Here is a 20,542-nt window from a genome sequence, read left to right as displayed (position 1 = left end):
CATGCGCCGGATTGTCGGGTTCAGCCTGAAATTCCGCGCCTTGGTGGTGGCCATAGCAGTGGCAATAATGGCGTTCGGCGGCGTCCAGCTCAGCACGGCATCGGTGGATGTCTTCCCGGAGTTCGCACCACCGAAGGTCGAAATCCAGACCATCTGCATTGGCCTGACTGCGTCCGAAGTGGAAGAGCTGGTGACCGTTCCGCTCGAAGACGCCCTCAACGGCGTCGAAGGACTCGACGAAATTCGTTCCAAGTCCGTCGAGCAGCTGTCCTCGATCGTGCTCCTCTTTGCCCCGGGGGCTGACCTGCTCAAGGCCCGCCAGCTCGTCTCGGAGCGCATCGCCAACGTCACTCCGTCGCTGCCTACGTGGGCGGCGCCGCCGGTGATGCTGCAGCCGCTGTCATCCACCAGCCGGGTCATGAAAATCGGCCTGACGTCGGATGAGCGTTCGCTGATGGAAATGTCCATGATCACCTACTGGAAAATCCGCGCCCACCTTCTGCGGGTGCCCGGCGTGGCCAACATCGCCATCTGGGGCGAACGGCTGCAGATGCTTCAGGTCCAGGCCATCCCGGCGAAGATGAAGGCCAACGATGTCTCGCTGAATCAGGTCATGGAAGTCACAGCGGATGCGCTGGATGCCGGCCTGCTCCAGTATTCTCCGGGGGCCGTCATTGGTACCGGCGGCTACATCGGGACGCCCAACCAGCGCATCGGCGTCCAGCATGTGCTGCCCATCACCACTCCCAAGGACCTCGCGGAGATCACCATCGAGGAGAAGAACGGGAAGCCGCTGCGCCTCGGTGACGTGGCCAATGTAGTGGAAGACCATCAGGCGCTCATTGGCGATGCCGTGATCAACCAGGGCGAGGGGCTGATGCTCATCGTTGAGAAGCTTCCATGGGGCAACACCCTGGAAGTCACGAAGGGCGTGGAGGAAGCGCTGCGGCAGATGGAGCCGGGGCTGAGCGGCATTAACGTCGACACGGAGATTTTCCGTCCGGCGACCTTCATCGAGGAGTCCCTCAATAACCTCAGCCGTGCGCTCCTGCTCGGCTGCATCCTCGTGGTCATGGTGCTGGGAGCGTTCCTCTTCCAGTGGCGGACGGCGCTCATCAGCCTGATCGCGATCCCGCTCTCGCTGGTGACGGCTGCGTCCGTTCTCTATCTGACCGGTGCTTCTGTGAACACCATGGTCCTGGCCGGGCTGGTGATCGCCGTGGGGGTGGTGGTGGATGATGCCATCATCGACATCGAGAACATCATCCGAAGGTTGAGACAGCACCGGGCTTCCGGTGGAACCCGCTCCACCGCCTCGGTGGTCCTGGAGGCCTCCTTGGAAGTCCGCGGACCGATCGTCTATGCCACGCTGATCATCATCGCAGCCGCGGTGCCGATCTTCTTCCTCCAGGGACTCACGGGCGCTTTCTTCAGGCCTCTGGCCATCTCCTACACGCTGGCGGTGCTGGCATCGATGGCTGTGGCCTTGACAGTGACCCCTGCCCTTGCACTGATCTTCATGCGCAAGGTCCCGTTAAAGGAGCAGGAACCACCCTTGGTCCGCGTGCTCAAGCGCGGTTACCGCTGGGTCCTGAGCCGGATCATCAGGCGTCCGGCGGCGGGTTACGCCACCTTCGGCGCCATGGCGGCCATCGGTGCCATCACAGCACCGCTGCTGGGGCAGTCGCTTCTGCCGGACTTCAAGGAGCGCGATTTCCTGATGCACTGGCTGACCCAGCCGGGCACGTCGGTCACGGAGGAGTACCGCGTCAGCCAGAAGGCCTGCACGGAACTGCTGACCATCCCGGGCGTCCGGAACTGCGGATCCCATATCGGGCAGGCATTCAACGCCGACGAGGTCGTGGGTGTGTATTTCGGTGAGAACTGGATCAGCGTCGACCCGGCAGCGGACTATAGCAAGACGCTGGCCTCAATCCATGAAGTCGTGGACGGGTATCCCGGGATCGTGCGCGACGTTCAAACCTACCTGAAGGAGAGGATCCGTGAGGTTCTGACGGGCGCCAGCGACGCCGTCGTCGTCCGGCTTTACGGGGACGACCTGGGGCTCCTGCGTTCAAAGGCCGCGGAAATCCAGGCGATCTTTGAGCAGACCGAAGGAACCGTTTCCCCCCATACGGCCCTGCAAAAGGACATTCCACAGATCAATATCGAGGTCAATCTGGAACGGGCCCAGAGCTACGGTCTGAAGCCCGGCGACATCCGGCGGGCCGCGGCGACGCTGGTCGCCGGTGAAGAAGTCGGTGACGTGTACAGGGGCGGCAAGGCATATGACGTGCAGGTCTGGAGTCCGCCAGAGGTCCGCTCCGACATCACCAGCATCAGGAACCTTCCCATTGATACCCCCAGCGGTCAGAAAATCCTGCTGTCCGATGTGGCTAGTATCCAGCTCAAACCGACCCCGAACGTCATCCAGCGCGATGCACACTCGAGGCGGATCGATATCGAGTCCAATGTGAAGGAAGGCCAGCTGGGCCACGTTGTTGCGGCCATGGAGGAAGGACTCAAGAAAGTGGAGTTGCCTCCGGGCTTCCATACGAAAATCCTGGGCGAGTTCCAAGAACGCCAAGCGGCAACCAACACGCTGCTGACCCTCGCCATCGGGGCGCTGGCCGTGATTTACCTACTCCTGCAGGTGGCCTTCGGCAGCTGGCGGTTGGCCACACTGGTGATCCTCACGCTGCCGATCGCCCTCGTGGGAGGCGTGTTCGCGGCCTTCCTAGGAGGCGGAGTGCTGTCACTGGGCTCCATTGTGGGCTTCCTGACCGTCATGGGCATCGCGGCAAGGAACGGCATCCTGCTCATCAACCACTGCCAGCACCTGGAGAAGTATGAGGGCATGCACTTTGGCCCGGAGCTGGTGCTGCGCGGGGCGGGGGAGCGGCTTTCACCGATCCTGATGACCACGCTCGCCACCGGGCTGGCCCTCGTTCCGCTGGTGGTCCTGGGCAACATTCCGGGCCACGAGATCGAGCATCCCATGGCGCTCGTGATCCTCGGCGGGCTGGTGACGTCCACGCTGCTCAACCTCTTCGTGGTTCCGTCGCTGTACCTGCGGTTCGGCAAGCCGAAGGAGCGCCGTCACCAGGCGCCGCCGAAGGAGCCCGTACTGGCTAACGCGTAGCTGTCACTCCGCTCAACCGGCCTGGCCGGTCCGCCGCCCACGTCCCGCCAATCGCGGGAACGTGGGCGGCGGCGGTGCGGGCACCGTCTGCGGGTCGGTTCCCGCCCGTCTGCGGCGCAGCTCGAGCGCCAGGCTGTCCTGCCCCCGGGCCATCGCCCACCGGTGGTTGGCGGAGAACCCGGGCTTCAGCAGCCAGCTGAGGCGCCGCAGTAGCGGCTTGGCGGCGGTCACCCGCCAGTCATAGGTGATGACGGCCTCCGGGCCGTCCTGCTCGAAGGTCCACCGCCCGGTGCCGTCCAGGTCGCCGGTGGCCCGGATCGCGAACCCTTTATTGGTTATTGGTTCCGTGACGGTCAGCGTCCAGCGGAGGGTGTAGGGCAGCCAGCCTTTGGTGTGGAGCCTGGCCATCCGGCCCACGCCGTTCTCCTGGCCCGCGTGCAGGAGTTCCGCGGACAGGTAGACCGACGGCCACCAGCGGGCCAGGCCGACGGGGTCGCTCAGCAGTTCAGCGACGTCGTCCGTGGTTCCGGCCACGCGCCAGGTGGTCAGGAAGGCGTAGTCGGTGCTTCTGGCATTCATCGCGGGCTCCTGACGGTGGGAGATCTGGAGTCCATTCAAGCGCTTGCCGCCGGTCTACTCAATGCCTTCTCGAAGACACTGGGGCCTTCTCAACGCACCGTGGACGCGCCGGTGCGTGCCTGAGGTGCGGGACCGCCCCTCGCTTCCGGTACCGGGTTCAAGAGCCGCCTATGCGGCGTTAACAGGCCGGCCATAGACTCATGGCGTAAGTCGATTTCTCTCACGCAAGGAGTAGTCATGAATTACGAAGGCACCGGCAACGAGAAGGCTGTGGCGGCCACAGACCTCAACCGGACGCACATCGGACTCACGGTCAGCTTTCAGCCCGATGAGGCCACCCTGGTGTTCGGACGGATCGGCGCGATCGCCCGGAAGGACGCCGGAGTGACCATCGCTTTGGAAGGAGTGGACAGCAGCGGCGGCCTCCAGACCACCTACACGGTGTCCCCGACCCAGAACGTCTATGTCCAGCCGGACATGCTCACCAACACCGAATCCACCATCAAGGACCTGTTCGGCAAGGTCCAGGAAAATCTGCGCGGACACAAGGGAGACCAGCACCCCGCCGCAATGTAGCGCCGGAGCGAAGAAACGGACCCGCAACAAAGCAAAGGCCCCTGCTTCCGTTGTAAACAAAAGGAAGCAGGGGCCTCGCGGCTATTCGAGGCGCAGACGTCCACCGCCGTCTCAGACGGGGAGAAAGGGCCCGAATCGGGCCGGGCGTAGGGTGGAAGCTAGACGAAAGGAACACTTCATGAAGAAAATCCTCATGGTACTGACCAGCGTTTCCGAGATCGGCGATACCGGAGAGAAGACCGGCTACAACGTGGCCGAAGCTGCACATCCCTGGAAGGTTTTCAAGGATTCCGGGCATTTCGTCGACTTTGCGTCCATCAAGGGCGGCCAGCCCCCGCGCGACGAGGTGGACTCAGAAGATCCCATCCAGGTCGCCTTCACGGAGGACGAGACCACGCGCGCCGGCCTCTACAACACTGCCCGCGTCGACGTCGTTGATCCCGAACAGTACGATGCCGTCTTCCTCGTGGGCGGCCACGGCACCATGTGGGACTTCCCTGACAGCGAAGGCCTGCAGAATCTGGTGGCCAGCGTCTACAACGCCGGCGGCTTGGTGGGCGCGGTCTGCCACGGACCGGCTGGCTTGGTGAACGTGGAACTGGCGAACGGGTTCCGCCTCGTCGAGGGCCGGAAGGTGGCCGCCTTCACCAACGACGAGGAGGTCGCCGCAGGGAAGGACAAGGTCATCCCGTTCTTTCTGGCAGACCGACTTGAGGAACAGGGCGCCACCCACGTCTCCGCTGGCGTCTTTGAGGAGAAGGTCGTGGTTGACGAGCGGCTGGTGACCGGCCAGAACCCGGCCTCAGCCGCCGGCGTGGCCAAGGAGATGGAGAAGCTCTTCGCACAGGTCATCCACCAGGAAAAAGCCGAGGAACAGCACGAGACGGAGGCTCTGCGCGCCGAGAAGGACGCCGAGAAGAACGCCAAGAAGGCTGCCGCGGACGCGGAGCACTAATACCAACAGCGCACTGAAACTGGCGGCCGCCCCGACAACGGGTACGTCCCAGACAAAGCAGAAGGCCCTGCTTCCCTTGGTTAACAAGGGAAGCAGGGCCTTTCTCATTCGTGGAGACGATGGGATTTGAACCGGCGACCAGCGGCCGGATGGGGTCGGCGGGGATGCCATCACGTGCTAGGCTCCCCAGAATCACGCGACCGATGCAAGTCGCAATCACTCAGGAGACTCGCTATGCCGGACACCACCTGCCACATGTCGATCTCGCTGGACGGCTTCGTCGCCGGTCCGGACCAGAGCCGCGAGGCCCCCCTGGGCAAGCGGGGGCTGGAGCTGCACCGCTGGCACATCGGCGACCCGCGAGCCAACGATGCCGACAAGGTCGCGAGTGAGTGGCTCATGCGCCCGCGGGGTGCGTATGTGATGGGTCGGAACATGTTCGGCCCGGTCCGCGGGGACTGGGATGAGGAATGGACCGGGTGGTGGGGAGCCGAACCGCCGTACCACGCGCCGGTGTTCGTGCTGACGCGTTTCGAACATGACCCGATTCAGATGGACGGCGGGACGACCTTCCACTTCGTCACCGAGGGCTTCGACGCGGCCTACGCCGCAGCCTGCCAGGCCGCGGGGGACAAAGGCGTGGACATCGCCGGCGGGGCTTCGACCGTCCGACAGGCACTGATCGCCGGCGTCATCGACGAACTCACCCTAGACATCGCACCGGTCCTGCTCGGTGCGGGCGAGCGCATTTTCGACGGGGTTGAATCCTTCGGTTTCGAACCCGCCGAGGTGCTTCACTCACCGCTGGCCACCCACATCCGCTATCGCCGCGTCAGCTAACTCCGTAGGCGCTTCCGGCGCAAACTTAGCGGCTGGGCGGGCACGCCGTAGGAAAAGCATTGCCAATGGGCCTATTCCTGGGCAAAACAAAACCCCCGCTCCCTTTGTAGATAAGGGAAGCGGGGGCCTTGCCATTTGGCGGTGACGGTGGGATTTGAACCCACGTTGGCTTTGACACCAAACAACATTTCGAGTGTTGCACCTTCGGCCGCTCGGACACGTCACCAACCTGTATAGGGTACCGGAGCAAGGCGCGCATCCACAAAACGGCGCTCTCCGGGGTCCGCCACGCGGCCCGTGCCGGCCCGGTTCTTCGCGCTCGCGCGGCCGGGGCACTAGATTCATCAGCAAGATGAGTATTTCCCAGCAGCCTGCAGAAGCAACCGCCTATTGGACCGTCGGCCCCAACCAGGGCGAGCTCCGCGCCGAGGAGCTGCCCGCGCCGGGCCCCGGGGAGGCGCTGGTCCGGACGCTGTACTCCGGAATCAGCAAGGGCACCGAACTCGTGGTTCACCATGCGTCCGTTCCGCCCTGCGTAGCAGAGCAGATGCGGGCCCCGCACCAGGAAGGCGTCTTTCCCTGGCCGGTGAAGTTCGGGTACCTTTCCGTGGGCATTGTCGAGGAAGGTCCGGAGGACTGGGCAGGCCAGCCGGTGTTCTGCCTGCATCCGCACCAGGACCGGTACGTCGTCCCGCTCGCCTCGCTCACCCGGATTCCCGACGGCGTGCCGCCCCGCCGCGCGGTGCTCACCGGCACGGTGGAAACCGCCGTCAACGCGCTTTGGGAGGCGGGGCCGAGGCTCGGTGACCGCATCGCGGTGATCGGCGCCGGACTGGTGGGCGGCATGGTGGCCACGCTGCTGCGGACCTTTCCGCTGGCGAGGCTCCAGCTCGTCGATTTGGAACCCGCACGCAAGGAACTGGCCGATGCCCTGGGCGTCGACTTCGCGCACCCGGATGACGCCCTTCCGGACTGCGACATCGTCTTCCATTGCTCCGCCTCGGAAGGCGGCCTGGAACGCAGCCTCAAGCTGGTCGGGGACGAAGGCGAGATCATCGAGATGTCCTGGTACGCGGACCGGCGGGTCAGCCTGCCGTTGGGGGAGGACTTCCACGCCCGCCGGCTGTCCATCCGCGCGAGCCAGGTGGGAGCCGTCGCCAGGGCGCGCCGGCACCGCCGCACCAACGCAGACCGACTGGAGACCGCGGCGGGCCTGCTGAAGGACCCGGTCTTCGACGCCTTCCTCACGGGCAGCTCCGCGTTCACGGAACTGCCCGACGTCGTCCGGCAGCTTTCGGACGGCACCCTGGAGGCGCTGTGCCACGTCATCGAATACCCGACCACAGAAACCATGAGGTAAACCAGTGTTCAGCCTGACCGTCCGCCGCCACTTCATGATCGCCCACAGCCTTCCCCGGGAGGCGTTCGGGCCCGCCCAGGCCCTGCACGGGGCCACGTTTGTGGCGGAGGTGACCTTCCGCCGTCGGGCCCTCAACGACGACGCCATCGTCCTGGACATCGGCGCGGCCGGCGGCATCCTCGAGGAGGTGCTCGCCGGGCTCAACTACCGCAACCTGGACGATCACCCGGATTTCGCCGGCAAGCTCAGCACTACCGAGGCACTGGCGCAGTACATCGCGGAGGCCGTGGCGGGGCGGCTCCGTGAAGACGGCGACGGCCGCGAACTGGCCGGCCTGGACGTCACCCTGCGGGAAAACCCGGACGCCTGGGCCTCCTTCGCCCTCGACCTCTCCCGCGGTTAGCCGCATCATGCAACCCCGCCCGTCCGCGGTCCGGCTGCTCGTCCCCGGCAACATCCGCCACAACTCGGGCGGCAACGTCTACAACGCGGCCCTGGCGCGCGGACTCTCGCAGCTGGGCGTCAGAGTGGACGTGGAACCGGTGGAGGGTACATGGCCGGTAGGCAACACTGAAGAACGACGGCGGCTGGCTGGCCTGCTGGCCCGGGGAACCGGAAACGGTGATGCAGTCACAATCGTGGACGGGCTCATCGCCTCCGGCGCTCCTGACGCACTGGAAGCGGCCGTTGAGGGCGGGCAACGCCCGTGGATCCTGCTGCACATGCCGCTGATCGACCATCCGGAACTCGAGATCCGGGCGCTCCGCGCGGCCGCCGGCGTGATCTGCACCAGCGGTTCCGCCGCCGCTGACATCACCCGGCGCCACGGCGCCGCCAGGGTCCACGTCGCGCTGCCCGGCACGGAGAAAGCCGAGCCCGCCGTGGGTTCCAATCCGCCGCACCTGCTCTCCGTGGCTGCCTTGCTGCCAAACAAGGACCAGATGCTCCTCCTCGGCGCCCTCGCCCAGGTGCAGGACCTGCCATGGACGGCAGCACTGGTCGGTTCCGATGAGGCGGACCCGGACTACGCGCGGGAGGTCAGGGGAGCCCTGGGCGAGTACGGACTGGAGGGCCGCGTGCGGCTTGCCGGCGAACTGAGGGGATCCACGCTGGAAGAGCAATGGCATGCGGCCGACCTCAGCCTGCTGGTGTCCAGGGTTGAGGCGTTCGGAATGGCGGTTACCGAGTCGCTCGCGCACGGCGTTCCCGTGGTGGTCCGCAGCGGCACGGGCGCCGTCGAAGCGCTGAACCTGGGTGCCGTGGACCTGGCCGCGCAGGAAGGCGGCGGATCCCGGCTGCCGGGGGCCGCCGTCGTCCTTGACACGGACCCGGCACCGCTCGCCGCGGTGCTGCGCGGATGGCTCAGCGGGCCGGAGCTGCAAGCGCAGTGGCGCCAGGCGTCGCTCGCTGGAAGGGACCGGCTTCCTGGCTGGGACGCGACCGCCCGGCAGGTCCTGGAAATCATCGGCGGACCGGCACCTGGGCCCGGCCATTCCTCGGAACGGCGTGCTGATGGACAATGAGCCCATGACCATCCACGTCTCGTCCTCCGGAAGCCTCAACGCAGCGGGACTCAGCGCGGCAGGACTCAACGGCGCGGACCTGAGGCCGGAACCGCTCCGCGCCTGGGCCTGGCACCGGCAGGGGCTGGACGGCACGCTCGCCGGGGCCACCCCGGAAGAGGTGTTGGCCCGGGCCGGCTGGGCGAGGTCGGTGGGCGGCGCCAACCCGTACCTCACCCTGTTCGCCCGCGCCGGGATCCGCCGCGACCGGGTGGACCAGGACGTCCTTGACCTGAGGATCCACGAGCTTCCCGCGGCGCGCGGCTGCACCTACGTCCTGGGCCGGGAGGACTTTGCCTGGGCCCTGAGCCTGGGCAAGAACGCGGAAGAAGCCTTCAGGGTGCTCGGCAGGCTGGGAGTGGACCGGGGCGAGATGACGCTGCTTGAAGAGCAGATCCTGCATGTGCTCTCGGAGGCCGAGGGCCCGATGGATCCCAAACAGCTCAAGGACGAGCTGGGCGAATCGGTCCGGAGCCTTGGCGAGGAAGGCAAGAAGAAAGGCGTGGCCACCACGCTGCCCACGGCCCTGGGACTGCTGCAGGCCGACGGGCGGATCCGGCGGGTTCCCGTCAACGGACGCCTGGACCAGCAGCGCTACGCCTACACCCTCTGGTCGCTGCCGCCCGGCAAGCTCGGCGCGGAGCAGGCCCGGACCGAACTGATCAGCCGGTACCTGGGCTGGACGGGCGGCGCCACCCTCAAACAGTCCCAGTGGTTCACCGGCTTCACAGTGGCCCACAGCAAGGCCGCGCTGGCCGAGGTCGGAGCCGTGGAGCAGCCCACCGCCGGCGGCGACGTGCTGTGGATGCTGCCCGACGACGTCGAACGCCTCGCGGTGTTTGCGCCGCCGGAGGAGGAACAGATCCAGTTGCTGGCCGGAACCGACTCGCTCGTCCTGCAGCGGCGGAACTCCGCCGACCTGTTCGCGGAGGCGGACAAAGGCAGGAAGGTGCTGAACTCCACCCTTGCGCTGCAGGCCGACCTGCCGGACCACCCGATCCTGGACCGCGGCAGGATCATCGGGCTGTGGCAGTACGATCCGGGCAGGGCCAGGATCGCGTACTGGCTCTTCGATGGCCCCACGCCCGCCGCGGAGCAGCGCATCGCCGAGGTGGAGGCCTGGATCCAGGAGGACCTGGGTGATTTCCGGTCCTTCAGCCTGGATGCGGTGGCCTCACGGCAGGAACGGATCGACGCGCTGGACGCCGCCAGCGGCCAGGCCGGCCGCTGAGCCGCCCGGCCGCTGAGCCGCCCGCTACGCCACCGGCGAAGGATCCGCTGATCCGCCAGGCGGGCGCCCGGCGTCGCCGCTCCGGTGCGCGCTAAAGAAGTCCCGCAGCAGCGCACCGCATTCCTCCTCCTGCACCCCCGCGTAGACCTCCACCCAGTGGTTGAGCCGGCGCTCGCGGAGGATATCGAAGACGGATCCGGCCGCGCCTGCCTTCTCGTCCCAGGCCCCGAACACCACCCGGTGGATCCGTGCCAGCACGATAGCCCCGGCGCACATGGCGCACGGCTCCAGCGTCACCACCAGTGTGCAGTCCTCGAGCCGCCAGCCGTCGCCGCGCCCGCCGTCGGGGATGGAACGCTCACGGAGCCGGGCGGCAGCCTCACGGATGGCCACGACTTCCGCGTGGGCAGTGGGATCCCCGTGCGCCTCCCGTTCGTTGCGGCCCGATCCGAGCACGGTGCCGTCGGGACCGATGACGACGGCGCCGATGGGCACGTCCTCGGTGGCCAGGGCCCGCCGGGCTTCTTCGAGGGCAAGGCCCATCCATTCGACGTGTTGTGGATCTGCCGGGGTCATGGGTCAATGATAGTTTCTAAGGGTACTTAGCTTCTGAGGGCACCTCGCCGGGAGAGATGATGAAATCGGTGACTGATCGGTTCGGCCGGTGGCTGGGCCCGTACGCGGCACTCTGGATCACGCTCATCGTCGGCGGCATCCTGGTGATCACCCTGACGCTGCTCGGAGCCGAGGTGTACGACAGCGTGGTGGACCAGAACGGTGTTTCCGGCCTGGACAAACCTGCCCTCGAACTCGCCAAACAGTACCGGACTCCGTGGCTGGACAGCACGGTCACCGCCTTCACCAACATTGGCGGCGGCATCGGCATGCCCATCCTGGCGAGCATCCTCGTGGCCTGGCTGATTTATGTCAGCCGCAGCTGGGGGCCCCTCATCCTCGTGGGCGGCGCCGCCGCCGTCTCCGTTACGGCCACCAGCGTGGGCAAGACGCTCCTGGGCCGCACCCGCCCGGACCACATCGATGCCGTGCCTCCCTTCGAGTTTTCTCCCTCATTTCCCAGCGGCCACACGCTCAACAGCACGGTGGTGATCGGCGTGGTGGTCTACCTCGTGTGCCTCCAGGTCAAAAAGACCTGGGTCCGGGCCGGCGTCGTCGCGGCGGGGGCCGTGTTCATCATCGCCATGGGCCTGAGCAGGGTGTTCCTTGGCCACCACTGGATGACGGACGTGATGGCCGCCTGGCTGCTCGGGCTGGCGTGGGTGGGCATGGTGATCCTCGCCCACAGGCTGTTCCACGTGATCCGCCGCCGGGAGCACGCAGGCCCGGCACCCACCTTCGAGCACCCCGCACACCTGCCGGACAAGGAGGCCCCCGAGGCCGGTGGAGATGCCGGAAGCCGGGGCAGGAAGGCAGCCTCCGGATGATAGTTTTGACGCATGCGCACACTCGTCGTGGACCATCCGCTGGTCGCCCACAAACTCACCGTCCTGCGGGATAAGAACACCCCGTCGCCGGTTTTCCGCCAGCTGACCGAGGAGCTTGTTACGCTCCTCGCCTATGAAGCCACCCGCGACGTCCGCACGCAGCCGGTGACCATCGAAACGCCGGTTTCCACCACCGTGGGCACCGCGTTCACCAAGCCCACGCCGCTGGTGGTTCCCATTCTCCGAGCCGGCCTCGGCATGCTCGAGGGAATGACCAAGCTGGTCCCCACCGCCGAGGTCGGCTTCCTGGGCATGGCCCGGGACGAGGAAACCCTGGACATCATCACATACGCGGAGCGCCTGCCGGAGAACCTGACGGACCGGCAGATCTTCGTCCTGGACCCCATGCTGGCCACCGGCGGCACCCTGCGCGAGGCCATCAAGTTCCTGTTCAAGCGCGGCGCCTCGGATGTCACCTGCATCTGCCTGCTGGCCGCCCCGGAAGGACTCGCCAAACTCGAGGAAGAGCTCTCGGACGCCAACGTCACCATCGTCCTGGCCTCCATCGACGAGAAACTGAACGAGAAGTCCTACATTGTGCCCGGCCTGGGCGACGCTGGAGACCGCCTGTACGGCATCGCCGGCTGACCGGTCCGGGTCTTCCGGAACCCAGCGTGCCCGGCTAGCCTGTGCACCATGGACTGGAAACTCGAACTTGTGTTTGTCCCTGTGTCCGATGTGGACCGCGCCAAGGATTTCTACGTCAACAAGGTGGGCTTCAACGCCGACTACGACGAGCGGCCCATGGACGGCATCCGCTTCGTCCAGCTCACCCCGCCGGGCTCCGGCTGCTCGATTGCCATCGGCGAGGGCCTCAACGATGCCCCTCCCGGCACGGCGCCGAGCCTTCAGCTGGTGGTCAGCGATATCCACGCCGCCCATGGCCAGCTCAAGGCCAACGGCGTGGACGTCAGCGACGTCGACGTCCAGGCGTGGGGCCACTTCGTCTACTTCGCCGATCCCGACGGCAACAAGTGGGCGGTGCAGTACATCCCCCGGTCCGCCACCTAGGTCCGCACCGGCCACGTCTCCAGCGGCCAAAGTAACAGACACGCGGCCTGCGTGTGTGGTGAGGCAGGATGGATTCATGAACCTGCCTGCCGATTCCGTCGCCGCAACCCTGACTGCCCGCGCTGTCCTGTTCGACATGGACGGCACCCTGGTGGATTCCACCGCGGTGGTGGAACAGGTGTGGGGTGAGTTCGCCGCGCGCTACGGCCTGGACATCGCGGAGATTCTGCGGACCTCCCACGGCGTCCAGGCGGGCGACACGGTGCGGCGTTTCGCCCCGGCAGGTGCTGACGTGGTGGCTCTCACCGCTGAACTCGGCGCGATGGAACGGGTACGGACAGAGGGCATCGTGGCTCTTCCCGGGGCCGCTGATCTGCTTCGCAGCCTCCCCGGGGACGCCGTGGCACTGGTGACGTCCGCCGACCGGATCCTGGCGGACATCCGGATGGACGCGGCGGGCCTGCCCATGCCGGCCACGGCCGTCACGGCCGACCTCGTCACCCGGGGCAAGCCACATCCGGAAGGCTACCTGCGCGCCGCTGAACTCCTTGGCGTGGCGCCCGAAGAGGCCGTGGTCTTCGAGGACGCGCCCGCCGGTATCGCCGCCGGCGTTGCGGCCGGAATTCGCACCGTGGCCGTGGGCCCGAACGCCGGCGTCATTCCGGACGGCGTCCTCCACATCCCGGACTATTCCGCGGTTTCGGCTTCGGTGGAGGCCGATGCCGACGGCCGCCGGGTCATTTCCTTCGTACTCTGACGCGCGTGCTCTGACGCGCGTGCTCTGACGCGCGGGCGGCAGCCGGCCCTGCCGGTCAGGACAGGTCGCAGGCTGTCGCGCCGCCCACGGTCCGGGCCTGGAAGTTTGCCGCCACCCATGCTGAGATCCTGGCGGCGGCGTCCGAGCCCGTTTCACCCTGCATCATGCTCCCGCCGATGAAGTAATGGATCTTGCCGTCGGCCACCAGCTGCTGGAACTGCTCCAGCGTTGGTGCGGGATCCGTCCCGTTGAACCCTCCCATGGCCATCACCGGAAGTTCGGTGGCCAGCTGGTATCCGGCCGGGGTTGGAACCCACGACGGCGTGCTGGTGCCCAGGAGCCCGCCCATCCCGCCGCCCCCGAGGCCTGCCGCGGCGCCGGTTCCCCGCGTGCCGGGTGCCCTCAAGCCAAAACCGCCCGGATTGCCCCGCGCTGCACCGGTCACCGACGGCCCTGCGCTCACAATGGCACCGGCATGGGCTGTGGCCGCGGTGGTTAAGGGAGTACGCCAGCGGCGCGGCGAGGACCGCCGCGACGGCCAGTGCCGCCGTCGTGCGATGCAGCGTCTTCCCCACCTGCAACGTTCCCGGCTGTGCCGTCCCGGCAGGTGCGGCGCCGGGCCGCGCGCCCCGGACGGCTGCTGCGAGGAGCAGGACAGCCGCGGCGAGTGCGCCCATCAGCGCGGCCCAGCGCAGCCACGGGAGGTAGGCCGGAGACCTGCCCAGCAGCTGGAGCGCCATGCTGCCCGCGGCCGCCACCGCAGCGGCCAGCGGCAGCGCGGCGGCGGGACGGTCGCGCCGCTGCCACAGCAGAATCCCGCCCAGACCGGCCAGGCCCGCGATCCCGGGCGCCAGCGCCACCATGTAGTAGGGAGGGATGATCCCGGCCATGAAGCTGAAGGTGAGGCCGGTGACCAGCACCCACAGGCCCCAGATGACCACGGAAGCACGGACAGCGTCCGTTCGCGGTGCCTGCCGGCCGATCCACACCAGCGCGCAGGCCAGGATCAGGACGGAGGGGAGGAGCCACGCGATCTGGCCGCCGAACTCGCTGTTGAACAGCCGCAGCAGCCCCGGCGTTCCCCAGCCGCCTCCGCCGCCCACGCTGCCGGTCTCGTCGCCGCTGAGCCGGCCCAGGCCGTTGTAGCCCAGCGTCAGTTCCAGGATGGAGTTGGTCTGCGAGCCGCCGATGTACGGGCGGTTTTCCGCGGGGATGAGTTCGACGGCGGCCAGCCACCAGCCGGCAGCCACCACCATGGCGGCGCCGGCGCCGGTGAGGTGCAGCACCTGCTTGCCCAGCCCGGCAGGGGCCGCGAGCAGATAAGCGGCGGCCAGGCCCGGCACTACCAGCAGGACCTGGAGCTGCTTGGTGAGGAATCCGAAGCCGAGCAGCACGCCGGCGAGCAGGAGCCAGCGGAAGGTCGCGTCCTGGATGGCGCGCAGCACGGCGTACGCGGCCGCCGTCATGAGCAGCACCAGCAGGGCGTCGGGGTTGTTGAAGCGGAACATCAGGACCGCCACCGGCGTGAGTGCCATCACGGCTCCCGCCAGCAGGCCGCCGAGGTGGGCCAGCCGGCCATCGCCGGTGGCCGGGACCGCTGCACGGCGCACGGCAAGGTACACGATCCATACGGTGGCCACTCCCATGAGCGCCTGCGGCACCAGGATGCTCCAGGAGTTCAGCCCGAAGAGGCGCACGGAGAGGCCGGTCATCCACAGCGCGGCAGGTGGTTTGTCCACCGTGATGGCGTTCGCGGCGTCGGACGAGCCGAAGAACCACGCCGTCCAGTCCTGCGAGCCGGCCTGGGCCGCCGCCGAGTAGAACGCGTTGGCCCAGCCGGACGCGCCCAGGTTCCACAGGTAGAGGGCAGCCGTTCCCAGGAGAAGCGCGGCATGCTCCAGCCGTGCCCGCAGGGCGGCCACCGTGTTCCTGGCCGCGGTGCCCGGGACGGCGGTGCCCGGGACGGCTGTGCCCGGACCGGCGGTGCCCGGGACGGCTGTGCCGACTTGGTCGGTGCCCGGGACGGCTGTGCCCGGGACGGCTGTGCCCGGACCGGCGGTGCCCGGGACGGCTGTGCCGCCTTGGTCGGCGCCCGGTCCGGGGGGTCCGGCCGGGCCACTGGCCGGACCGGTGTGCGGCGGGGCGTGAGCCGATCGGCTGGGCGGGGGCGGAACCCGGCGGCTCGGGGTGCCGGGTGCCAGGGGGAATGGTGTTGGTCATGGTTGCCTACTTGCTCAGCTTGTACACGGTGGAATTGCCCACGGTCTGGGCCTCGAAGTTGGCGGCCACCCACGTGGCCACCTCGGAGTTTCCTCGGCGGGGGCCGCCGCCACCCATGCCGCCACCACCCATGCCTCCGCCGGAGATGAAGTAGCCGATCTCGCCGTTGGCCACCATTTCCTGGAACTGCGCCAGTGTGGGGTAGGGGTCGCCGCCGTTCCAGCCGCCCAGGGCAATCACATTGGTCCCTGTGGCCAGTTCCAGGCTCGCGGCCTGGCTGGCGCCCGAGACGATCCCGGACCATCTCGCCGTGCTGGACTTCAGCAGCGAGGCGAGCTCGGAGTCCGGCGCAGCGGCGCTGCCAGCCTGGCCGTCCGCGGCGCCGTCCGCGCCGCCAGCCTGGCCGTCCGCGCCGCCAAGCCTGCCGATTTGCCCGCCGGGGCCGCCCATGGCGGACGCGGTGGGGCCCGACGTCGGGATGGAACCGGAATGGGGCTGGGAAGCGGTGGCAAAGGTCCAGGCCGTGCTGCCGAGCCCCCCGGCGAGCAGCGAAAGCGCCACGACGCCGGCCGCTGCCGCCCGCCGGAACCGTGCCGGAACAGCGTGGTGGCTGTCGAGCCGGACCAGCAGCGCTGCCGCGGCCAGAACGCCCAGGACCACGGCCGCGATCCTGATCCACGGCAGCCAGGAAGCGTCCCGGCCCAGGAGCACTGCGGACCAGACCGAGCCGGCCAGGACAGCGGCGGCCAGGACGATCCGCGCGGGCCAGTAGCCGCGCCCGCGCCACAGCTCGACGGAGCCGATGCCAATCAGGGCGGCGATGGCCGGGGCCAGGGCGACGGCGTAGTACGGGTGGACCGTGCCGCCCATGAAGCTCAGGATCCCCGCGGTGACCAGCAGCCAGCCGCCCCACAGCATCAGGGCTGCCCGCGTGCGTGAGGGGCGGGCTTCGCGGCGGGTGAACCAGAGGCCGGCCGCGAGCAGGATCAGGGCCGAGGGAAGCAGCCAGGACACTTCGCCGCCAAAGCTGGCGCCGAACATCCTGGTGATCCCGGCCGCCCCGCCGAAGCCCACGTTGCCGCCCAGGCCGCCGCCGGGGCCGCCACCCAGGCCGCCGCTGCCCAGGCCTCCTCCTGGTGCGCCGCCGTTCGATCCGGTGATGCGGCCCAGGCCGTTGTAGCCGAACGTGAGCTCCAGGAAGCTGTTGCCTTCCGAACCGGCCATGTACGGACGTTCCGAGGCAGGCGTGAGCTGGAACAGGGCAATGTAGCTGCCTGCCACCAGCACAATCCCGGCGGCCGCTGCCAGCAGGTGCAGCAGCCGCCGGCCGAGCGGGGCGGGTGCGGCCCAGAGGTACGCGAGAGCGAGGCCGGGCACGATCAGGAATCCCTGGAGCATCTTGGTCAGGAACGCCAGCCCGATCACGGCACCGGCCGCGGCCAGCCATTTCCAGCCCGCCTTTTCAATGGCGCGGGTGGTGAGGAAGGCGGCGAGCACCAGGCACAGCGTGAGGAGGGCATCCGGGTTGTTGAACCGGAACATCAGGGCGGCCACCGGGGTCAGCGCGAGCACCGCCCCGGCGAGCAGCCCCGCGGCCGGACCGGACACCCGCTTCACCGTCAGATATAAAAGCCCGACGGCGGCCACCCCCATGAGCGCCTGGGGCACCAGCACGCTGAGGGGCGAGAATCCGAAGATCCGTCCCGCGAGGCCGGGAATCCACAGGGCCGCCGGGGGCTTGTCCACCGTGATCGCGTTGCCTGCGTCCAGCGACCCGAACAGCAGTGCAGTCCAGTCCTTGGTGCCTGCCTGGACGGCCGCGGCGTAGAAGGAGTTCGCGTATCCGGTGGCCTCGAGGTTCCACAGGTACAGGACGGCCGAGAACGCCAGCAGCAGCGCGGCCGAAGGCCGGACCCAGCGCGGCTGGTTGCCTGTCAGCAGCGAGCGGAGGCGTGAATTCGAGGCGGGGGCCCCGGGCATGACCGGCCCTGAAGCGTGCTGTCCGGGGTCCTTGGTTCCGGAGTCCGTATTTCCGGCGCCCCTCGTTCCGGCGTCCGTGGTGTCGGTGTGCTTGACGCCTACCGCAGGGGCGGAGGCTGTGTGGCTGGTGGCGGTCATTTACCTGGCCTCTTCTGTGCGGAGCTCGGATGTGTAGGGCTCGGATTCGGTGGCGGCGGCGGCGGTGGCTGTGGCGCTGGCGGCGGCAGGCGTCGGTTCCGGCGGCGACTGCCGCCGTCGGAACACCCACAGCCTGAACAGCAGGAACTTCACGGCGGTGGCCGCCAGGTTGGCCGCCGTGACGGTCACCAGCTCCAGCCAGCGGTCCGGCGTCGTGCTTTCGTGGACGAAGGCGAGCGCCCCGGAGGTGAGGGCCAGCCCGATCCCGAAGACCAGCAGCCCTTCAAAGTGGTGGCGGGCAACATCGCTGCCGCCGGCGATGCCGAACGTGAAGCGCCGGTTTGCCGCGGTGTTGGCCACGGCCGTGGTGAGCAGGGACAGGAGGTTGGCGAGCTGCGGGTCCATGAGGTTGCGGCAAAGGAAGAAGAGCACCAGGTACGCCAAGGTGGACGCCACGCCGATTGTCCCGAAGCGCACCAGCTGGCCGAACAGGCTGCCGCCCGGGCTTTGCTCCTGGCTGCGGGATGCCGCGGGCAGGGGGCCGCGGGTCAGGGCGGCCCGGAGCTCCGCCACGGGGATGCGCCCGGACAGCATGTCCTTGCTGAGCCGGACCATGCCGCGGACATCGGCCAGGGCCGTCTGGACAATGTCCACGCTGGAGTCGGGGTCGTCGGTCCAGTCCACCGGGACCTCGTGGACGCGGAGGCCGCACTTCTCGGCGAGGACCAGGAGCTCGGTATCGAAGAACCATGCGTTGTCCACCGTGTGGGGCAGGATCTGCTGGGCGATGTCGGCACGGATGGCCTTGAAGCCGCACTGGGCGTCGCTGAAGTGAGCACCCATCAGGGACTGGAGCAGGAGGTTGTAGCTGCGGGAGATGAACTCGCGCTTGGGTCCGCGGACCACGCGGGAATTGCGCGTCAGCCTTGTGCCGATGGCGAGGTCGGAGTGGCCGGAGATCAGCGGTGCCAGGAGGGGGCCCAGGGCGGCCAGGTCGGTGGAGAGGTCCACGTCCATATAGGCCAGGACGGGCGACGGCGAAGCCAGCCACACCTTCCGGAGGGCGTTGCCGCGGCCCTTTTCCTCGAGGTGCACCACGGAGACCTCACGGAGCTCCCTGGCCACGCTCTCGGCGGCCTTGAGCGTGCCGTCCGTGCTGGCGTTGTCCGCCACGGTGATGCGGAATGAATGGGGGAAGGTGCCGCGAAGGTATGCGTGCAGCCGGCGCAGGCACTCCTCCAGGTCACGTTCCTCGTTGTACACCGGGATGGTCACGTCGAGCACGGGGACCGCGGCGTCGGTATCGATGGGTGAACGCCGCGGGTGCCTCGTGAGCGTGCGGGCCGGGCCGTGTCCGGACGCCAGCGCGGCGTGGCGGGGAGCATGCGGCTGGGGGTGCAGCGGAGGGTGCGGCTGGGATCCGGAGGCCTGGTCTGTGAGCGTCATGCATCAACTGTGGCCGCGTCCCATATGAGGGTTTTAGGTCGAAGCTGTGCACGGGCTGTGGAACTCCGGGCCGCCGCACAGGAGGGCCCGGGCCGCCGTCCGGGTGCCGCATTTTTGCACCACTTTCCAGGCCGCAAGCCTTGGCACAGACGCCGAAGGGCCCCGGATCGCGCGGATCCGGGGCCCTTCGTCAACCTCAAAGCGGTGGAGAAATGCGCGCCGCCCTCAGTTGCTCACAGTCTGGGTTAGTACCAGTTGTTGGCGAGGTGGAAGTTCAGCGCGCCGCAGGGGGAGCCGTAGCGTTCCTTGACGTAGTCCAGGCCCCAGTTGATCTGCGTCCGGTAGTTGGTGAGGTAGTCCGCCCCGGCGCTCGCCATCTTTTCGGCAGGCAGGGACTGCACGACGCCGTAGGCGCCGCTGCTCGCGTTGGTGGCGGTGGTGCGCCACTCGGACTCCTTGGTCCACAGGGTCTGCAGGCACTGCATCTGGTCCGCGGCCCAGCCATAGGAAGCGAGCTTGGCGGCCGCATAGGCCTGCGCGCCGGCGGGGTCGTTCACGGGGACGGCGGCCGCGGGCTTGGGAGCCGGGGCAACCTTGGCGGCCGGGGCAGCAGCAGCCTTGGCCGGCACCGGGGATGCCTTGGGGGCGGCGGGCGCCGGAGCGGCCTTGGGCGCCGCCGGCTTGGCGACGGACTGCGGAGCCAGCGCGGCTGCGGTCGGAGCGGGCAGGGCAGCGATGAGCGTCTTGTCGAAGTTGAGCGTCGGCGCGGGGGACGCCGTGGCTGTCGCCGCTGCGGAGCTGGCCCGGGGTGCGGACTGCTCAGCTGCCTGGCTTGCCGCGCCGACGCCGATGAGCACGGCGCAGGCGGTGGTCACTACGGCTGCGCGGCGGCCGAACGACGGGATGCCGGCGGTGATCCGGCCCCAGTGTGTGGCGGGCGCTGCCGGCTCGGCGCGATGGCGGGAAAGTTTCTGCCGGGACTGCTTGGGAGCGCCTTCAGGGCGCGCTTTTACCTTGAATTCAGACATGGTGGATTGCCTCTCAACACCTGCGGAGTTAGCTGTCGGGTTCGGATGAGGTCATCCGGCCGCACGGAAATTCACGTGTCGGCTTCACCCCAAGGGCTGATGCGAAAAGCCCGGGACTCTGGTTCCCCCGCCTCTGCCTGGTCATGCGGAATCCGGGAAAGCGGCAGAGCTGGGCGTCCATCCGGAAGTGCTGCCCTAACGGGAGCAACACCCTA

The 20,542-nt window shown here is 68.2% G+C and carries 18 protein-coding genes, 1 tRNA gene and 1 riboswitch; of the genes, 12 read left to right on the top strand and 7 right to left on the bottom strand.

What is annotated here, in order from left to right; translation table 11 throughout:
- The first annotated feature begins 1 nt into the window (after position 1).
- Positions 2-3,142, top strand: a complete 3,141-nt coding sequence (locus ABFP37_RS10940; protein WP_078029904.1) for an efflux RND transporter permease subunit — start codon at positions 2-4, stop codon at positions 3,140-3,142.
- A gap of 12 nt (positions 3,143-3,154) precedes the next feature.
- Here ABFP37_RS10940 and ABFP37_RS10935 read toward each other — a convergent pair whose 3' ends face one another.
- On the bottom strand, positions 3,155-3,721 hold the full coding sequence (locus tag ABFP37_RS10935) for an SRPBCC family protein (protein ID WP_347033602.1): 567 nt from the start codon (positions 3,719-3,721) through the stop codon (positions 3,155-3,157).
- A gap of 237 nt (positions 3,722-3,958) precedes the next feature.
- Here ABFP37_RS10935 and ABFP37_RS10930 point away from each other — a divergent pair, with 237 nt between their 5' ends.
- The 3 genes from ABFP37_RS10930 to ABFP37_RS10920 all read left to right on the top strand — a co-directional run bounded on the left by ABFP37_RS10930 (position 3,959) and on the right by ABFP37_RS10920 (position 6,092).
- Positions 3,959-4,297, top strand: a complete 339-nt coding sequence (locus ABFP37_RS10930) for a hypothetical protein (RefSeq protein WP_347033601.1) — start codon at positions 3,959-3,961, stop codon at positions 4,295-4,297.
- Positions 4,298-4,475: 178 nt separating this feature from the next.
- Positions 4,476-5,252: a type 1 glutamine amidotransferase domain-containing protein gene (locus ABFP37_RS10925; RefSeq protein ID WP_347033600.1), complete on the top strand. Its 777-nt coding sequence runs from the start codon at positions 4,476-4,478 to the stop codon at positions 5,250-5,252.
- Between the two features lie 234 nt (positions 5,253-5,486).
- Complete coding sequence (locus tag ABFP37_RS10920; protein ID WP_078029907.1) at positions 5,487-6,092, top strand: dihydrofolate reductase family protein; 606 nt, start codon at positions 5,487-5,489, stop codon at positions 6,090-6,092.
- A gap of 136 nt (positions 6,093-6,228) precedes the next feature.
- On the opposite strand, the gene ABFP37_RS10915 is transcribed toward ABFP37_RS10920, so the two are convergent.
- Positions 6,229-6,318 (bottom strand) — tRNA-Ser (locus tag ABFP37_RS10915).
- A 126-nt stretch (positions 6,319-6,444) separates the two neighbouring features.
- On the opposite strand from ABFP37_RS10915, the gene ABFP37_RS10910 reads away from it, so the two are divergent.
- The 4 genes from ABFP37_RS10910 to ABFP37_RS10895 are packed head-to-tail and all read left to right on the top strand — an operon-like array spanning position 6,445 to position 10,245.
- Positions 6,445-7,452, top strand: a complete 1,008-nt coding sequence (locus tag ABFP37_RS10910; RefSeq protein WP_347033599.1) for a dehydrogenase — start codon at positions 6,445-6,447, stop codon at positions 7,450-7,452.
- 4 nt (positions 7,453-7,456) lie between these two features.
- A complete protein-coding gene (locus tag ABFP37_RS10905; RefSeq protein ID WP_078029909.1) occupies positions 7,457-7,855 on the top strand; it encodes a 6-carboxytetrahydropterin synthase in 399 nt (132 codons plus the stop codon).
- 7 nt (positions 7,856-7,862) lie between these two features.
- A complete protein-coding gene (locus ABFP37_RS10900; protein WP_347033598.1) occupies positions 7,863-8,975 on the top strand; it encodes a glycosyltransferase family 4 protein in 1,113 nt (370 codons plus the stop codon).
- A 4-nt stretch (positions 8,976-8,979) separates the two neighbouring features.
- Complete coding sequence (locus ABFP37_RS10895; RefSeq protein WP_347033597.1) at positions 8,980-10,245, top strand: crosslink repair DNA glycosylase YcaQ family protein; 1,266 nt, start codon at positions 8,980-8,982, stop codon at positions 10,243-10,245.
- Positions 10,246-10,269: 24 nt separating this feature from the next.
- On the opposite strand, the gene tadA is transcribed toward ABFP37_RS10895, so the two are convergent.
- Positions 10,270-10,821: a tRNA adenosine(34) deaminase TadA gene (tadA, locus tag ABFP37_RS10890; RefSeq protein WP_347033596.1), complete on the bottom strand. Its 552-nt coding sequence runs from the start codon at positions 10,819-10,821 to the stop codon at positions 10,270-10,272.
- 68 nt (positions 10,822-10,889) lie between these two features.
- Here tadA and ABFP37_RS10885 point away from each other — a divergent pair, with 68 nt between their 5' ends.
- The 4 genes from ABFP37_RS10885 to ABFP37_RS10870 all read left to right on the top strand — a co-directional run bounded on the left by ABFP37_RS10885 (position 10,890) and on the right by ABFP37_RS10870 (position 13,515).
- A complete protein-coding gene (locus ABFP37_RS10885) occupies positions 10,890-11,687 on the top strand; it encodes a phosphatase PAP2 family protein (protein WP_347033595.1) in 798 nt (265 codons plus the stop codon).
- 12 nt (positions 11,688-11,699) lie between these two features.
- Positions 11,700-12,335 carry a uracil phosphoribosyltransferase gene (gene upp / locus ABFP37_RS10880; protein ID WP_078029912.1) on the top strand — a complete coding sequence of 212 codons (636 nt, stop codon included), beginning with the start codon at positions 11,700-11,702 and terminating at the stop codon, positions 12,333-12,335.
- A gap of 48 nt (positions 12,336-12,383) precedes the next feature.
- Positions 12,384-12,758, top strand: a complete 375-nt coding sequence (locus tag ABFP37_RS10875; protein ID WP_078029913.1) for a VOC family protein — start codon at positions 12,384-12,386, stop codon at positions 12,756-12,758.
- 76 nt (positions 12,759-12,834) lie between these two features.
- On the top strand, positions 12,835-13,515 hold the full coding sequence (locus ABFP37_RS10870; RefSeq protein ID WP_078029914.1) for an HAD-IA family hydrolase: 681 nt from the start codon (positions 12,835-12,837) through the stop codon (positions 13,513-13,515).
- A gap of 152 nt (positions 13,516-13,667) precedes the next feature.
- Here ABFP37_RS10870 and ABFP37_RS10865 read toward each other — a convergent pair whose 3' ends face one another.
- From ABFP37_RS10865 to ABFP37_RS10850, 4 genes are all read right to left on the bottom strand, one after another.
- Positions 13,668-15,437, bottom strand: coding sequence for a glycosyltransferase family 39 protein (locus tag ABFP37_RS10865; protein WP_347033594.1), 1,770 nt, complete (start codon positions 15,435-15,437; stop codon positions 13,668-13,670).
- Positions 15,438-15,741: 304 nt separating this feature from the next.
- Complete coding sequence (locus ABFP37_RS10860) at positions 15,742-17,853, bottom strand: glycosyltransferase family 39 protein (protein ID WP_347033593.1); 2,112 nt, start codon at positions 17,851-17,853, stop codon at positions 15,742-15,744.
- Complete coding sequence (locus tag ABFP37_RS10855) at positions 17,854-19,299, bottom strand: bifunctional glycosyltransferase family 2/GtrA family protein (protein ID WP_347033592.1); 1,446 nt, start codon at positions 19,297-19,299, stop codon at positions 17,854-17,856.
- A 245-nt stretch (positions 19,300-19,544) separates the two neighbouring features.
- Positions 19,545-20,327 carry a hypothetical protein gene (locus ABFP37_RS10850; RefSeq protein WP_347033591.1) on the bottom strand — a complete coding sequence of 261 codons (783 nt, stop codon included), beginning with the start codon at positions 20,325-20,327 and terminating at the stop codon, positions 19,545-19,547.
- A gap of 5 nt (positions 20,328-20,332) precedes the next feature.
- Positions 20,333-20,495, bottom strand: a riboswitch (cyclic di-AMP (ydaO/yuaA leader).
- Positions 20,496-20,542: the final 47 nt, after the last annotated feature.

This window comes from Burkholderia sp. RS01 (genome assembly GCF_039748055.1).
Classification (GTDB): Bacteria; Actinomycetota; Actinomycetes; order Actinomycetales; family Micrococcaceae; genus Arthrobacter.
This window is presented reverse-complemented; position numbering and strand designations above follow the sequence as displayed.

Excerpts from the sequence above, each read along its gene's own strand:
- ABFP37_RS10940 (WP_078029904.1), top strand. The coding sequence starts at position 2 with ATGCGCCGGATTGTCGGGTTCAGCCTGAAATTCCGCGCCTTGGTGGTG.
- ABFP37_RS10935 (WP_347033602.1), bottom strand. The coding sequence starts at position 3,721 with ATGAATGCCAGAAGCACCGACTACGCCTTCCTGACCACCTGGCGCGTG.
- ABFP37_RS10930 (WP_347033601.1), top strand. The coding sequence starts at position 3,959 with ATGAATTACGAAGGCACCGGCAACGAGAAGGCTGTGGCGGCCACAGAC.
- ABFP37_RS10925 (WP_347033600.1), top strand. The coding sequence starts at position 4,476 with ATGAAGAAAATCCTCATGGTACTGACCAGCGTTTCCGAGATCGGCGAT.
- ABFP37_RS10920 (WP_078029907.1), top strand. The coding sequence starts at position 5,487 with ATGCCGGACACCACCTGCCACATGTCGATCTCGCTGGACGGCTTCGTC.
- ABFP37_RS10910 (WP_347033599.1), top strand. The coding sequence starts at position 6,445 with ATGAGTATTTCCCAGCAGCCTGCAGAAGCAACCGCCTATTGGACCGTC.
- ABFP37_RS10900 (WP_347033598.1), top strand. The coding sequence starts at position 7,863 with ATGCAACCCCGCCCGTCCGCGGTCCGGCTGCTCGTCCCCGGCAACATC.
- ABFP37_RS10895 (WP_347033597.1), top strand. The coding sequence starts at position 8,980 with ATGACCATCCACGTCTCGTCCTCCGGAAGCCTCAACGCAGCGGGACTC.
- tadA (WP_347033596.1), bottom strand. The coding sequence starts at position 10,821 with ATGACCCCGGCAGATCCACAACACGTCGAATGGATGGGCCTTGCCCTC.
- upp (WP_078029912.1), top strand. The coding sequence starts at position 11,700 with ATGCGCACACTCGTCGTGGACCATCCGCTGGTCGCCCACAAACTCACC.
- ABFP37_RS10875 (WP_078029913.1), top strand. The coding sequence starts at position 12,384 with ATGGACTGGAAACTCGAACTTGTGTTTGTCCCTGTGTCCGATGTGGAC.
- ABFP37_RS10870 (WP_078029914.1), top strand. The coding sequence starts at position 12,835 with ATGAACCTGCCTGCCGATTCCGTCGCCGCAACCCTGACTGCCCGCGCT.
- ABFP37_RS10860 (WP_347033593.1), bottom strand. The coding sequence starts at position 17,853 with ATGACCGCCACCAGCCACACAGCCTCCGCCCCTGCGGTAGGCGTCAAG.
- ABFP37_RS10855 (WP_347033592.1), bottom strand. The coding sequence starts at position 19,299 with ATGACGCTCACAGACCAGGCCTCCGGATCCCAGCCGCACCCTCCGCTG.
- ABFP37_RS10850 (WP_347033591.1), bottom strand. The coding sequence starts at position 20,327 with ATGTCTGAATTCAAGGTAAAAGCGCGCCCTGAAGGCGCTCCCAAGCAG.